Below are 13,029 nucleotides of genomic sequence, written 5' to 3' on the forward strand. Positions count from 1 at the left end.
AGAAAGAAGGCTGAGCACATATGAAGCATTTGGATGGGAAAATAGCAATTATCACTGGCTCATCCAGGGGAATTGGACGTGCCATTGCTGAGCAGCTGGCTGATCTAGGTGCTACTGTAGTTGTCAATTATGCCAACAGTCCGGATAGAGCTAAAGAAGTTGTAGCAGGCATTATTCAAAAAGGCGGAAAAGCCAAAGCTCTTCACGCTGATCTGAGCAAGATGAGCGATATTGAAGCCTTATTTACCAATACGATTGCTGAATTCGGCAAAGTAGATATTCTGGTTAACAACGCCGGGCTGATGATTACCAAACCTCTGGCTGAGGTGACCGAAGCTGATTTTGACCAACAATTCGCGCTGAATGTAAAAGGTACCTTCTTTGCCTGTCAGCAAGCGATGAAATACATGGAGAACTACGGAAGAATCGTAAACCTCTCCACATCCGTGATCGGACAAATGTTTCCGGCTTATAGCGTATACGCGGGTACGAAAGGCGCGGTGGAGCAATTTACCCGTCAGCTAGCCAAGGAGTTCGGAAGCAGGCAAATTACGATCAATGCCGTGGCTCCCGGCCCTGTCAACACAGAGCTTTTTCAAGCAGGAAAAACAGAGCAGCAGATCGAAGGCATGAAGAAAATGAATGCTATGGGTCGTCTCGGTGAACCGGAAGATATCGCTGATGTGATTGAGTTTCTGGTCAGCGCTAAATCGCAGTGGGTTACCGGACAGACCATCCGCGTCAATGGCGGGTTCATCTAAAAGCTGGAATACATGAAATGGAGGCTATACACGTTCATGATATTACACAAAGGCGAGACCTTATTTCGACAAGGGGAAACTGGCCCTTTATATCACTTAAAAAGCGGCCTGTTAAAAATTATCCGAGTCCATGAAGACGGCTCGCAAATTTTAGTTAATGTAATTGTGCCCGATGAAATCATCCCGCACCACTCCCTCATCAGTCCCAATCCCTATTATGGTACCGCGATGGCGCTGGTCACCTCAGAGATTGAGGTTCTGTCGCAAAAAGAATGGTACCTGAAGCTGGAGCAAGACCCGGCTCAATGTCGAGCCATCGCTTTGCAGCTACAGGATAAGCTACGCATGATGCAGCAACGAATTGACCAGCTCACAGAGGTATCGCCTGCCGAGAAGCTTCGGAAGCTTCAACGCTGGTTCCACTCCTACATCGCACCCGCTACGTTAACAGACGTATTGACGCAGGAGGAAATCGGGCAGTTCATCGGGCTACGCCGGGAGACAATTAACCGACTATTGCGTGCTTCAAGCGCTCCATCTGCAAAAGATGGTGACGATAATGCATCTCGATGAGTCTAAACCACTCTCCCGCATTCAACGCGCCAAATCCGGGATGAGGAGAAGTAGACGACCCTGTTGATTTCTCAACGGTTGGCTCAATCTCTCTCATTTTACGGATCACCACGTTTAATCCTTCTGCAATCTCTTCTTTGCTCGTCGGTTGGGGGGGAGTATACTGCGGAGATGGTGGGACTTGAATACGTATGGGTGGATAGCTTCCCAAGTTAAATGCGGTTGTGCCCGCCTCCGTTTTAGTCCCTTTTTCCCCATTAGACTGTAGACAAAGATCTATATTCCTAAGATGCATATAAAGAGCAGAGTTCACCAAATGAAGATACATTTGTCCAAGCGACCATTGTCCCTCCTGCGGTGTGTACTGCAATTGCTCCAGGCTAAAGCTGTCCAATTCAAGAAGATAGTGCTGTGCCGTCTCTTCAAAACGCTGTAATGTTTCGCTTGTATTCATATAGTAAATGCCCCTCTCTATCAAAGTAGCTTTACTATACAAGAATGCTACTGACAGCATTATGTCAGTAGCATTTCAACATTTTTTCCACTTCTGTCCGGACACGCTCGCGAAGCGATTCAGGCTCCAGCACTACCACATCTGCGCCCCAACCAAGTATCCATGATAGTAATTCCTCTGGGTGTCTAACACGGAAAAATACATGGATTCCATCCTCACGCTCCTCCATGGACTCCATGTAAAAATGGTTCGCTTCCTTCACTTTATCTACAATATCCGAACGGACTTGTATGTGAACATTTATGTGGCGGTCATCGGATTGCTTGTAATCCTGCAAATTAAAATCAATAGGCAACTGATAACCGTCCTCCAGCATGATCAGATCGTTCATACGCGACAAACGGAAATGGCGCAGCTGTTGCCGCAATTCGCATTGTCCAATCAAAACCCACGAACCATGCAGCAGTACAAGACCATAAGGAGCGACCACACGCACACTTTGGCGATTCCCGTCAGCCTCTGGCATTTTTTTGGAGTAACCAAACCGAACCTTCTGTTTAGCCAATACAGCGATGCGCAGCGTTTCCAAATAGGCTTTCTCTGTATGGTTTGTTCCTTTACCCACCGCCAGCAGTCTGATAGTCGTTCGCACCTGGGCAACTTCCCTGCGAACGCTCTCTGGTAAAATAGCTTCGATTTTTCTGCGTGAAGTTTGCGCCTTCATGCCATAGTCTGTATCAAATTTTTGTTCGACAAAATCTGTTCCGATTAGCAGCGCTACAGCCTCTTCTACAGTAAAGCTTACAGGAGGCAGGAAGTATCCCTCCATCAAAGAATATCCAATACCCGGTGCTCCTACAATCGGTACGCCCGATTCGCTGAGAGCCTGAATATCCCGATAGATCGTTCTCACACTCGTTTCGAAAATCGCCGCTAAATCCTCGGCCCGTATAATATCCTTACGTTGTAACTCTAGCAAGATAGCCAGCAAGCGGTCGGTTTTGTTCATACTATATCGCCCCGTCCTTGAGAGGATCTAAATGCACGAATTTAAAAGAGCAATAAGGGCAGTGCACGACTGCGGCTTATTGCTCTTTTTTTATAAGACGTAGTTGCTTCTTTACTTAAAAAACACTTTTTCAACGTTATATTTAGCCTTTTGCGAATTGATGATGTAGGTTTCATAAATTTCACGATCTACCGCATCTTCCACAATACAGACCTCAATAATCGCCACTTCGTTCCGATTAGCCTTGATCGGCGATACGTTATCTTCAAAATGCTTTTTGATTCTGGGTCTTAACTTTCTTGCTTTACCAACGAACAGTAATTCCTCCTGTGCATTGTAGAACATAAAGATACCAGCCTTATCTCTAGGAATCAGGTGGAAATCTGTAAATCCATAAATATGGCTGAGCTCAGGGTTAACCTGTTTGGTAATTGTGATATCCGGAGTTGGAATCGTTATATTAATCACTATGTCACTTCCTCATTCTATATAGGTGTAAATATTACCACAAAGATGAAGGTAACACCATTCCATAAATTCTTGCCCCATTACTAACAGATCGGGAGGAATTTTATGATTTCCCTACTATGCGGAGTAGGTTGGTTTCCGTTACAATATGTCAGTGTGATTCTGGCATCGGCAGATTGACACGTACTTAAATATTATTGGAGGCTTCTATTTTTTCATGCAAAATGAATCTCATTCTAACGTAAAAATCATAACGGCCGATCCGAGCGCGATCGGCCTGTTTGGCTTGGCCATTGTAACGCTTGTAGCTTCATCCCAAAAGCTTGGTCTCACCGAGGGCTTGAGCTTTATTATTCCTTGGGCTATCTTCCTGGGTGCCTTTGCACAGCTGTTTGCCTGCATTCAGGATGCAAAGCATAACAACACCTTTGGCATGACGGCATTTGGCGCTTACGCCTTCTTCTGGTTAGCCGTAGCTAGTAGCTGGATGATTAAAATGGGCGTATTCGGCTCAGAGCTGGCATCAGCGGTGGATGGTAGGCAGCTCGGCGTTGCCTTTGCCGGCTATCTCATCTTTACGCTCTTCATGACCATTGGAGCCATGGAGACGCACAAGGTTCTATTTTTTATTTTTGTGTTGATTGATTTTCTGTTCCTCGGCCTTAGCTTCGATGCATTCGGCATCGCCCCAGAGGTGTTCCACACCATCGCTGCTTATGCTGAAATGGGCATTGGTCTACTCTCGCTGTACGGTACAGGAGCTGCCGTTCTGAATGCACATTTTGGCCGTACATTCCTGCCCGTAGGACGGCCATTCGGCATTTTCAAACCACGTCCTTAGTTGCATATGTATGCCCCCCAAAGCCACCTTTCGCGCCGATCCGCGTTAAGGACGGCTTTGTTCGTTTATAATGCCGGAATTAGTGAATATAAAAATCCACAATGACAACAATATACATAAATTGTAATCAAAGGGGTTTTGTAAATGAAACAAGACGAGTGTCGTACGACCTTCCCGCAATTTCCAGAATCGTATTGGTTAGCTTCAACTGACGTCCCCAATTTCCCCAAGCTTAATGAAGATATTCAGGTGGATGTTGCTATTGTAGGTGCGGGGATCACCGGTATTACCACTGCTTATTTACTTTCTAAAAAAGGACTAAACGTCGCAGTCGTTGACGCAGGGCGGATACTTCATGGAACAACGGGCCATACCACCGCCAAAATTACCGCACAACATGATTTGATCTATAGCGAGTTCCTCTCACATTTTGGTAAAGAGAAAACCCAACTCTATTATGAAGCTAACCGCGATGCTCTTGAATTCATCAGACAAACGGTAGAAGAGTATCATATCGATTGTCAATTCACAGAAGAAGATGCCTATGTTTATACATGTGCGGATACGCATGTGGAAAAAATCAACGACGAATATAAAGCTTACAAGGAACTTGGCATCCCGGGAAGTTATGTCGAACAAACGCCTCTGCCCTTTTCAACTAAAGCAGCTATTATGATGGAAAACCAAGCTCAGTTTAATCCGATTCCTTTCTTAAGGTATCTAGCCAATCAAGTCATCCGGCAAGGCGGGAAGATTTATGAACAGACCACCGTTGTGGGTGTGGATAAAGGAACCCCCTCTATTATTAATACAAGCGACGGGCACAAGATTACCTGCAACTATGTCGTATCCTCCTCTCATTTTCCGTTCAATGATCCAAACAGTCTTTATTTTGCGCGATTGCATGCCGAGCGGTCTTATGTACTAGCGGTCAAGACGGACAAAACCTATCCGGGTGGTATGTACATAAGTGCGGAAACCCCCAAACGTTCGCTTCGCTCTGTACTAATAAACGGTGAACCGATGGTCATCGTCGGTGGCGAAGGCCACAAAACGGGTCAAGGAATCTGCACATTTCAATACTATGAAGCTTTAGAAAAGTTTGCAGAGCAAACATTTGGATTAAAGGAAATCGTCTATCGCTGGTCGGCACAGGACCTGTACTCGTTAGACAAGCTCCCTTATATCGGGCAGGAATTATCCGATGTTTCTAACATCCTCGTTGCTACGGGTTATAGAAAATGGGGGATGACGACAAGTGTCGCGGCAGCTTTATTAAATACGAATCTGATAACCAGAAAGGAAAGCCCGTATCAGGATCTTTTCTCCCCTTCAAGATTTCATGCAGACCCTGACATTAAAACATTTGTAACTCAAAATGCGAATGTGGCGAAGCACTTGATTGCTGGTAAGCTGGAAATCAGCTATAAAAAAGCCGAAGAACTCCAGCAAGACGAAGGGGCAGTCGTCCGGGTAAACGGCAAAAGGGCGGGCGCATATCGAGATCCACAAGGAGCACTGCACCTGGTGGACACTACGTGCACCCATATGGGCTGTGAAGTTGACTGGAACGAGGCCGAAAGAACATGGGATTGCCCATGTCATGGCTCACGCTTTTCATATCAAGGCGAAGTCATTGAAGGACCGGCCAAAAAAGCACTTGGCAAGGTTGAAGCCGAATAGCACGATCCTTCCTTTCGGAATAAACCTAGTTATGCTGGACAAAATACCTTCGAGAGTCATAAAAGAAAGGTGATCCTATGACAAGCCAACAGCCTACATTAGCGGCACATGAGTCCCTGGAAATCCACGAAGTCCTTAACTTCAAAACCTTATGTTTAGCGAAGTCCAAATTAATGCAGGGCTTAGTATTCGATCAAGAGCTAAAGGATTTAATGGAAAAAGATGTTCAGCAATCTATTCAGGCTATTGCCGATTTGCAAGCAATCTATGCTAAAGCACCGTTTCAAGCGCCTGTTCCTGACTTCCGCCCAACACCAATTTTAAATTGAGGTGAATGATGTGACACCTAACCAGACCCAGTCCGCTAAAATGGATTATGTGGACCCAAAAAACTCATTAAATATGCCGGAAATGGCAGACACGACACTTGCAATGGATTTTCTGGTTCGCGTCAAGGAAGGGGTTCGGAACACAGCAATAGCTTTGACAGAAACTGTCTCTACCGATGCCAGAACCCTATTACGTAATCAACTGCATCAAGGCATTGCGCTTCATCAGGAAATTACCGATCTTATGGTACGAAAAAAATGGTTTCATCCCTATGATCTGCAAAAGCAATATCAATTGGATCAACTGTCAGCCAATAAGACGGTGGACATTAGCAATATGAAACTGTTCCCAGACGATACCACCCGCAAAGGTATGTTTGATCGCACGCCGGATGAACATATTGGGGGGAGTCAGGCATGAAGGCAGTGACCTACCAAGGTATCAAAAACGTTGTGGTTAAAGATGTTCCGGACCCGAGTATTCAAAAAGCCGATGATGCGATTATCAGACTGACAACAACCGCTATTTGTGGTTCAGATCTGCATCTCATTCATGGAATGATTCCGAATCTACAAGAGGATTATGTCATTGGACATGAGCCGATGGGGGTTGTAGAAGAAGTCGGCAGCGGCGTGACTAACTTGAAAAAGGGAGATCGCGTGATCATTCCGTTCAACATCGCGTGCGGGGAATGCTTTTACTGTAAAAACCAATTGGAAAGCCAATGTGATCATTCTAATGAAAATGGAGAGATGGGTGCTTTTTTTGGTTATTCCGGCACAACCGGTGGATATCCGGGTGGACAAGCTGAATATTTACGGGTACCTTTTGCCAATTTCACTCATTTCAAAATTCCGGAGAGTTGTGAACATCCTGACGAGAAGCTTTGCCTGATTGCTGATGCCATGACTACTGCATTCTGGAGCGTCGATAATGCCGGAGTGAAGGATGGGGATACCGTCGTTATTATCGGCTGTGGACCGGTAGGTCTGTTAGCGCAAAAGTTCGCCTGGTTCAAAGGGGCTAAACGAGTCATTGCGGCAGACTATCTCGATTATCGTCTGCAACACGCGAAGCGCACCAATCACGTGGAGATCGTGAATGTGGAATCGCAAGAAAACGTCGGCAACTACCTCAAGGAAATAACCAAAGGAGGCGCGGACGTAGTTATTGACTGCTCCGGCATGAGCGGCAAAATGTCTCCGCTGGAGTCCTTGGCTTCCGGGCTTAAGCTTCACGGTGGAGCTTTAGGAGGGCTGATCATAGCTACACAGGCTGTCCGCAAAGGCGGCACCATTCAAGTTACCGGGGTATACGGCGGTCGATATAACGGTTTTCCTCTGGGAGACATTTTTCAGCGAAATGTTAATTTGCGTACTGGACAGGCTCCTGTGATTCACTATATGCCTTATATGTATGAGCTGATCGATACGGGGAAGGTTGACCCGGGGGACGTTGTCACACACGTTATTCCGCTAAGCGATGCCAAACGGGGGTATGAAATTTTCGATACCAGACAAGACAATTGCATCAAAGTTGTACTTAAACCTTAACTATCTATTGGACTGGAGGCAAATGTCGTATGGTGTATGGCCTGCACGAAACACTTGAAGTCCATGAATTGTCAGCATTCAAAACAGTGTGCCTTACCAAATCTAAAACAATGCAAGCATTGATCTCAGATCCGGTCCTCAAAGCTATATTGCAAAAGGATGTTGACCTAACAACACGGCAATTGCAAGAGTTGGGTAACATTTTAAATCAAGCCTCGTCATCACAGGAGGTAAAACAATGAACATACTCTTGGAGCATTTGACCGGACTAAATATTTTAACCGACCAAGTGATTGCTGCCGATTTCTTAAACACCGCCAAAAGCGGTGTGAGAAATTACGCCATGGCTGTAACGGAAGCGGGAACTCCAGAAATTAAAGCTATGCTTACAAAACAACTGGATGAAGCTATTGATATGCATGAGCAAATCTCAACGTACATGATCGAACGCGGCTGGTATCACCCATGGAACGTAAACGAGCAGCTGTCGATGGATCTGCAAAATATCAATACTGCATTGCAAGCTCCTGTTTTGTAAAAGGATGCCTTCGGCATTATACGAAGCACGTTCTTGCGTATATATAAAGCCCCCAAAGCCGTCCGTTACGCTGATTGGCGTTAAAGACGACTTTGGGGGTTATTTCGTGGTCCTCATTATTCCGCTTGCCAATTTGGCATCCGCTCTGCCGGGTAACGAAGGCCCGCTGCCATTCCTTTGGGGATGATTGCGTTAATAGTCTCCATTTCCTCTGCGGACAAGCCCACATTCACTGCTCCTGCATTTTCCTCTAAATACGTGACCCGTTTAGTACCGGGAATCGGTACAATTCCCTCTTGCGCAAGCAGCCAGGCCAAAGCAAGCTGAGAAGGCTTGACCCCTTTTTGAGCCGCAAGATCCTTAACATGCTGCACGAGATCCAGATTCTTCTGGAAATTCTCAGGCTGAAAACGCGGCACCGTGCGACGGAAATCATCTTCTGCAAAATCATCAAACTTCTGAATTTGCCCACTCAAAAAGCCGCGGCCAAGTGGACTGTAGGCCACAAATTCGATGCCCAGCTCCTTACATGTGGGTATAACCTCATCTTCCGCTTCCCGGCTCCATAAGGAGTATTCTGTTTGCAACGCTGTAATCGGGTGTACCTTGTGAGCACGTCTGATCAGTGCAGGAGACGCTTCGGATAGCCCCAGATAGCGGACTTTTCCCGCTTGAACCAGATCACTCATCGCCCCTACTGTTTCTTCAATAGGCACATTCGGGTCAACACGGTGCTGATAGTACAAATCAATGACATCTACACCCAATCTTTGCAGGCTGCGATCACATGCCTGTTTTACATATTCAGGACGACCGCTGACACCCAGGAATCCCCCATCCTCTCCGCGCATAATGGAGAATTTGGTAGCCAACACTACCTCATCCCGGTAGCTGCGCAGGACTTGACTGATCAGTTTTTCATTTTTCCCCACACCGTACACATCGGCTGTATCCCAGAAGTTGATCCCCAACTCCAACGCACGATGAAGCGTTTTGATCGATTCCTGATCATCCAACTCACCATAATACTCGGACATTCCCATGCAGCCCAGACCCAGTGCAGATACTTGAAGCTCGCTGTTACCCAGTTGTTTCTTTTTCAATTCTATCACTCCCAAATTGTCAGAATAGTTACGTATTTCCTAATCACCACGTCACACCCAGTATGTTACTACTTAAAGTTAACTTTAAGTCAAGTGGTTTCTTGTATATGATGTTTCAAATTTTTTTAGAAAAATTTGATTTCCGGGTTGTAAAAGACAGCTGTAAATTTCCTATATATATGAGAAACGAATTATCGCGCGAGATTCTGTTTCAAAATCATCTAATTGGAGGTTTCCCATGCCAGCAAACTACTCTTACACCAAAACGTCTGATGGTTTCCATGTGATCATTACGCCAGCTTCGAATATCCAAAATAAAAATATTCGAAGCCGGATCACACAGCAAACCGATTACGGGATTAATGGGGGCTTCTTTTACCCTATCAGCACCACAAAACCGCCGACTCAAGGTTTATCCATTGCGGTGACACCTAATAACACTCACGATATTAAGGCAAATGCCAAAGAGAATAGTCGAGGTACTGCATTTATTTTTACGGAAAGCAACAAAACAAAAATAGGGATTACCCGTACTTCAAGTGTGGCGGATCTCAAAAAACAAATGGGAACGGCCATTAAGTACAAATCCATTATTAGCGGCGGTAGTCTATCATTGAAGAATGAGGAAGAAGTATGGCTCAAGGAGCTGAAAGAGATTGAAAATTTCGATCTGAACGGAACCTTGCGATACACCGAATCCATCGGACGGACAGGCTTGGGCTTCAAAGTCGTCAATAACATTTGGCAGGTCTACCTGGTTGTTCATGAAAATGCGACGCTGAAACAACTTCGCAACTATTTTATCAAGCAGGATTGCTTCGAAGCCATTCTTCTGGATGGTGGAGGCTCGTCCGGCATTCAGGTCAAAAATTCTGCAGGCACTATGGTCAAATATGAGCAAACACGTTATATCTACAACATGGTGAAACTTATTAACATCACCTAAGCCTTATGACGTGCTTCCATAGGAAGTAAGGAGGCCTTACTGGCCTCCTCTACAAATCATCCAGCACGACCACTTCCAATGCTAGGAAAACAGGTGTTACAGGGTACACATAGGAGACTTCAATGGATTGCCCCACCTGTAATTCTGCCGGACGGATTAATTGCCTCCGCTGACCATCCATCTGCTTATAAATATGTGTGTCTGGAACGGATATATAGACCGATTGGATAGGCTTCTCCGTTGGATCTTCACTTTGAGGTAGTTCTTGAGCAAATTGAACCGGCTGTTCAAATCGGATCAAATAATCCATGCTGGGGGCTGCCAATGGTTGTTCGATCTCTTTATCCATTTTTTCGATGCTTTTAATTTTAGCACGTCCCATGTATACCGTTGTGCTTTCCAGGCGTTCTAAATCAAAAATGGATTGAGCCACCACTTCATTTGTATGAGGTTGTTTAACTGGCGACGCCGATTCCGTTTTAGAACATGCCGACAATAAGGCTGATACAAGTAAGACTAGGACAAAAACTCCTTTTCTCATCAGTGATCCTCCCTAATCTGGTTTATCATTTGCGACTTACTAATAAGACGTGACAGGAACAATTTGGTTGCTTTCATCATGTATTCATCCATTACCATTTCGAAAGGTGTGTAGTTTATATGTTAAAAAAACTCGCTCTAACCGCTCTTGCCGCATCAACACTTCTAGTGGGGAGCTCCATTACGGCAAGCGCCGATTCTACCGTGAATTACGACCATTTGCTTTCAGCAGGGACCACTAACGCTTACTTGGCTATGGAAGATGGATCTTCATTTTACGCAACGGGAAGTAACGGCAATGGCAAGCTCGGCGTGGGCGCTGGCGGAGGGAATAATAAAACAAGCCCGATGCAAGCAGATGTATCTGACATCGCTATGATTGATGCTGGTGATTTGCACTCAACCTTGCTCAAAAAAGACGGAACGATCTGGTCTTGGGGTTTTGCAAGTTACGGCGAACTAGGAACAGGGAACAAGCGGGATACGGCAAGAGTCCCTGTTAAAAACAAATATATTGATAATGTTAAGGAAGTGAGAGCAGGAGGTCAATTTACACTTGCCCTCAAAAATGACGGTACGGTGTGGGCTTATGGAGAAAACAACTTTGGGCAACTGGGCATTGGCACCAAAGGAGTTTCCGCCTTTTCCGTTAAGCCTGTCCAGGTACAAGGCTTAGAAGATATTGTAGCCATTGACGCTGGTGACAGTTTTGGCGCAGCTCTAGACAAAAATAATCAGTTATGGGTATGGGGGCGTGGTTATGATGGCGCTCTGGGACAGGACGATAAAGAAAACCAGCTTACCCCTGTTCAATACCGAATTGATGATATCAAAACCTTTACCGCTGGAGCTGACCGTATTTATGTATTAACGAACAGCGGGGAAGTATACGCTTCGGGTAGCAATACTTCTGGTAAGCTGGGGGATGGAACCTCTACCTTTAGAAGATCACCTGTATTGATCAACATTTCCGACGTAAATAGACTGAAGGCAGGCAAAACCCAAACTTTCGCGCTGAAAAATGACGGAACTCTTTGGGGTTGGGGAACTAATAATGAAGGACAGGTAGGTGACGGGACCGATGTATTTTCTGTTAAAGTCCCATCCCAAGTTGTAGATGACACAAACACGCCACTAACCGATGTAGTAGCATTCAGTGCAGCAGGAACCCACTCCCATGCTTTGACAGCCGATGGGACGGTCTGGTCCTGGGGATTTAATAGAAATGGTGAACTGGGAATTGGCAATACCAAGCAACAAAATGCAGCCACTAAAACCAACTTCCCGAATCCATTTTCAAAATAAGCATAGCTCTTCCGTGCTTCTCAATCTAAAAGAAGCCAAAGTAGCAGTTCAATCAACTGCTGCTTTGGCTCTTTAATTTTACTTAGGAGCTGCTTATTACAAATAAGCCTATGATTATGTATGAACAGAAGCGCTTCACAGCTTCTGAAAGATGGTAAGGAAATTTATTTACAGAGCTAAGGCCTCTTCCGTAATCTTTTTGATATCAATGGATGAAGGCGTTTCTTCCTTTACCATATCTGGTAGGATATTTTCCAAAAAATATTCAACGCAGTGTAATTGAATATTCTTGATTTTTACAAGTGCATTACGGTACATGACTATAAATTCTTTTTCCGTATTTCCCCGCTGAAGCTCGGCAAATGCTTCATACACCTGATCCATTTTATCCGCTACTTCTAAAATTAAACCTTCAACAGAATCATCTTTACCTTCTCTTAGCTGTTTGCGGAAAATCGCTTTAAAATCCTCGGGAATATTCTCTTCAATAAAATACTCAATCATACCTTCTTCGACCTGCTGGATTAATAGCCGGAGTTCCTTGGAGGAATGCTTAACAGGCGTCTTAATGTCTCCAATAAAAATCTCCCCATAATCGTGACTGCTGGTAATCTCGTATAGCTTTTTCCAGTCAATGCAGACACCGTTTCTCTCTTCAATATCAGCTAGCGTTTTGGCATATTGTACTACTTTCCAGGAATGAGCCGATACACTATGTTCCTCGAATTTAAACTTGCCCGGACAACGAATAATTCTTTCCAACTCATTTAGCGATCGAAAATAGGTGTGAATCCCCATCCATGCATCCATCCTTTTAACGGTATGAGATTGTAGATATAAACCAACTATAAACCTCAACTATTAACAGCAGATTATCGCAATATCAAGTTGATTCAACCCCATATAGCACATAAACAAATTTTGC

Annotated in this window: 17 protein-coding genes; 11 read left to right on the top strand and 6 right to left on the bottom strand. The window is 44.9% G+C overall.

Annotation, left to right across the window (positions count from 1 at the left end):
* Window positions 1–20: 20 nt before the first annotated feature.
* Both ACU1JV_RS14265 and ACU1JV_RS14270 read left to right on the top strand, forming a co-directional pair.
* Window positions 21–761 (top strand): SDR family oxidoreductase, encoded by a 741-nt coding sequence (locus ACU1JV_RS14265; RefSeq protein WP_129550250.1) that lies wholly within the window; start codon window positions 21–23, stop codon window positions 759–761.
* Window positions 762–797: 36 nt separating this feature from the next.
* Window positions 798–1,334 (top strand): Crp/Fnr family transcriptional regulator, encoded by a 537-nt coding sequence (locus tag ACU1JV_RS14270; RefSeq protein WP_013373777.1) that lies wholly within the window; start codon window positions 798–800, stop codon window positions 1,332–1,334.
* Here ACU1JV_RS14270 and ACU1JV_RS14275 read toward each other — a convergent pair.
* The 3 genes from ACU1JV_RS14275 to ACU1JV_RS14285 form a co-directional block, all read right to left on the bottom strand.
* On the bottom strand, window positions 1,267–1,788 hold the full coding sequence (locus ACU1JV_RS14275) for a DinB family protein (protein ID WP_040102530.1): 522 nt from the start codon (window positions 1,786–1,788) through the stop codon (window positions 1,267–1,269). The genes ACU1JV_RS14270 and ACU1JV_RS14275 overlap by 68 nt on opposite strands.
* A 64-nt stretch (window positions 1,789–1,852) precedes the next feature.
* Window positions 1,853–2,797 carry a helix-turn-helix transcriptional regulator gene (locus ACU1JV_RS14280; protein ID WP_216974526.1) on the bottom strand — a complete coding sequence of 315 codons (945 nt, stop codon included), beginning with the start codon at window positions 2,795–2,797 and terminating at the stop codon, window positions 1,853–1,855.
* A gap of 111 nt (window positions 2,798–2,908) precedes the next feature.
* On the bottom strand, window positions 2,909–3,265 hold the full coding sequence (locus ACU1JV_RS14285; RefSeq protein ID WP_016822573.1) for a nucleotide excision repair endonuclease: 357 nt from the start codon (window positions 3,263–3,265) through the stop codon (window positions 2,909–2,911).
* Window positions 3,266–3,482: 217 nt separating this feature from the next.
* On the opposite strand from ACU1JV_RS14285, the gene ACU1JV_RS14290 reads away from it, so the two are divergent.
* The 7 genes from ACU1JV_RS14290 to ACU1JV_RS14320 all read left to right on the top strand — a co-directional run bounded on the left by ACU1JV_RS14290 (window position 3,483) and on the right by ACU1JV_RS14320 (window position 8,210).
* On the top strand, window positions 3,483–4,106 hold the full coding sequence (locus ACU1JV_RS14290; RefSeq protein WP_013373781.1) for an acetate uptake transporter: 624 nt from the start codon (window positions 3,483–3,485) through the stop codon (window positions 4,104–4,106).
* 144 nt (window positions 4,107–4,250) lie between these two features.
* Window positions 4,251–5,789, top strand: coding sequence for an FAD-dependent oxidoreductase (locus tag ACU1JV_RS14295; protein WP_137079533.1), 1,539 nt, complete (start codon window positions 4,251–4,253; stop codon window positions 5,787–5,789).
* A 77-nt stretch (window positions 5,790–5,866) separates the two neighbouring features.
* The gene (locus tag ACU1JV_RS14300) at window positions 5,867–6,118 is read left to right on the top strand and encodes a hypothetical protein (protein WP_040102524.1); all 252 of its coding nucleotides are present in this window, start codon (window positions 5,867–5,869) and stop codon (window positions 6,116–6,118) included.
* 40 nt (window positions 6,119–6,158) lie between these two features.
* Window positions 6,159–6,539, top strand: coding sequence for a spore coat protein (locus tag ACU1JV_RS14305; RefSeq protein WP_090739150.1), 381 nt, complete (start codon window positions 6,159–6,161; stop codon window positions 6,537–6,539).
* On the top strand, window positions 6,536–7,672 hold the full coding sequence (locus tag ACU1JV_RS14310) for a zinc-dependent alcohol dehydrogenase (RefSeq protein ID WP_413987227.1): 1,137 nt from the start codon (window positions 6,536–6,538) through the stop codon (window positions 7,670–7,672). Before ACU1JV_RS14305 ends, ACU1JV_RS14310 begins: the two co-directional genes overlap by 4 nt.
* Window positions 7,673–7,701: 29 nt before the next feature.
* Window positions 7,702–7,914 carry a hypothetical protein gene (locus tag ACU1JV_RS14315; RefSeq protein ID WP_013373789.1) on the top strand — a complete coding sequence of 71 codons (213 nt, stop codon included), beginning with the start codon at window positions 7,702–7,704 and terminating at the stop codon, window positions 7,912–7,914.
* Window positions 7,911–8,210: a spore coat protein gene (locus tag ACU1JV_RS14320; RefSeq protein WP_013373790.1), complete on the top strand. Its 300-nt coding sequence runs from the start codon at window positions 7,911–7,913 to the stop codon at window positions 8,208–8,210. The genes ACU1JV_RS14315 and ACU1JV_RS14320 overlap by 4 nt, the downstream gene beginning before the upstream one ends.
* Window positions 8,211–8,326: 116 nt before the next feature.
* On the opposite strand, the gene ACU1JV_RS14325 is transcribed toward ACU1JV_RS14320, so the two are convergent.
* The gene (locus ACU1JV_RS14325; protein ID WP_025675726.1) at window positions 8,327–9,313 is read right to left on the bottom strand and encodes an aldo/keto reductase; all 987 of its coding nucleotides are present in this window, start codon (window positions 9,311–9,313) and stop codon (window positions 8,327–8,329) included.
* 238 nt (window positions 9,314–9,551) lie between these two features.
* Between ACU1JV_RS14325 and ACU1JV_RS14330 the strand changes: the two genes are divergently transcribed.
* Window positions 9,552–10,259 carry a phosphodiester glycosidase family protein gene (locus ACU1JV_RS14330; protein ID WP_025675725.1) on the top strand — a complete coding sequence of 236 codons (708 nt, stop codon included), beginning with the start codon at window positions 9,552–9,554 and terminating at the stop codon, window positions 10,257–10,259.
* Between the two features lie 49 nt (window positions 10,260–10,308).
* Here the strand turns inward: ACU1JV_RS14330 and ACU1JV_RS14335 are convergent, their stop codons facing one another.
* A complete protein-coding gene (locus ACU1JV_RS14335) occupies window positions 10,309–10,800 on the bottom strand; it encodes a hypothetical protein (RefSeq protein WP_413987228.1) in 492 nt (163 codons plus the stop codon).
* A gap of 119 nt (window positions 10,801–10,919) precedes the next feature.
* Here ACU1JV_RS14335 and ACU1JV_RS14340 point away from each other — a divergent pair, with 119 nt between their 5' ends.
* The gene (locus ACU1JV_RS14340; protein ID WP_025675723.1) at window positions 10,920–12,104 is read left to right on the top strand and encodes an RCC1 domain-containing protein; all 1,185 of its coding nucleotides are present in this window, start codon (window positions 10,920–10,922) and stop codon (window positions 12,102–12,104) included.
* 168 nt (window positions 12,105–12,272) lie between these two features.
* On the opposite strand, the gene ACU1JV_RS14345 is transcribed toward ACU1JV_RS14340, so the two are convergent.
* Window positions 12,273–12,902, bottom strand: coding sequence for a YfbR-like 5'-deoxynucleotidase (locus ACU1JV_RS14345; protein ID WP_013373797.1), 630 nt, complete (start codon window positions 12,900–12,902; stop codon window positions 12,273–12,275).
* Window positions 12,903–13,029: the final 127 nt, after the last annotated feature.

The organism is Paenibacillus sp. T2-29 (assembly GCF_052921365.1).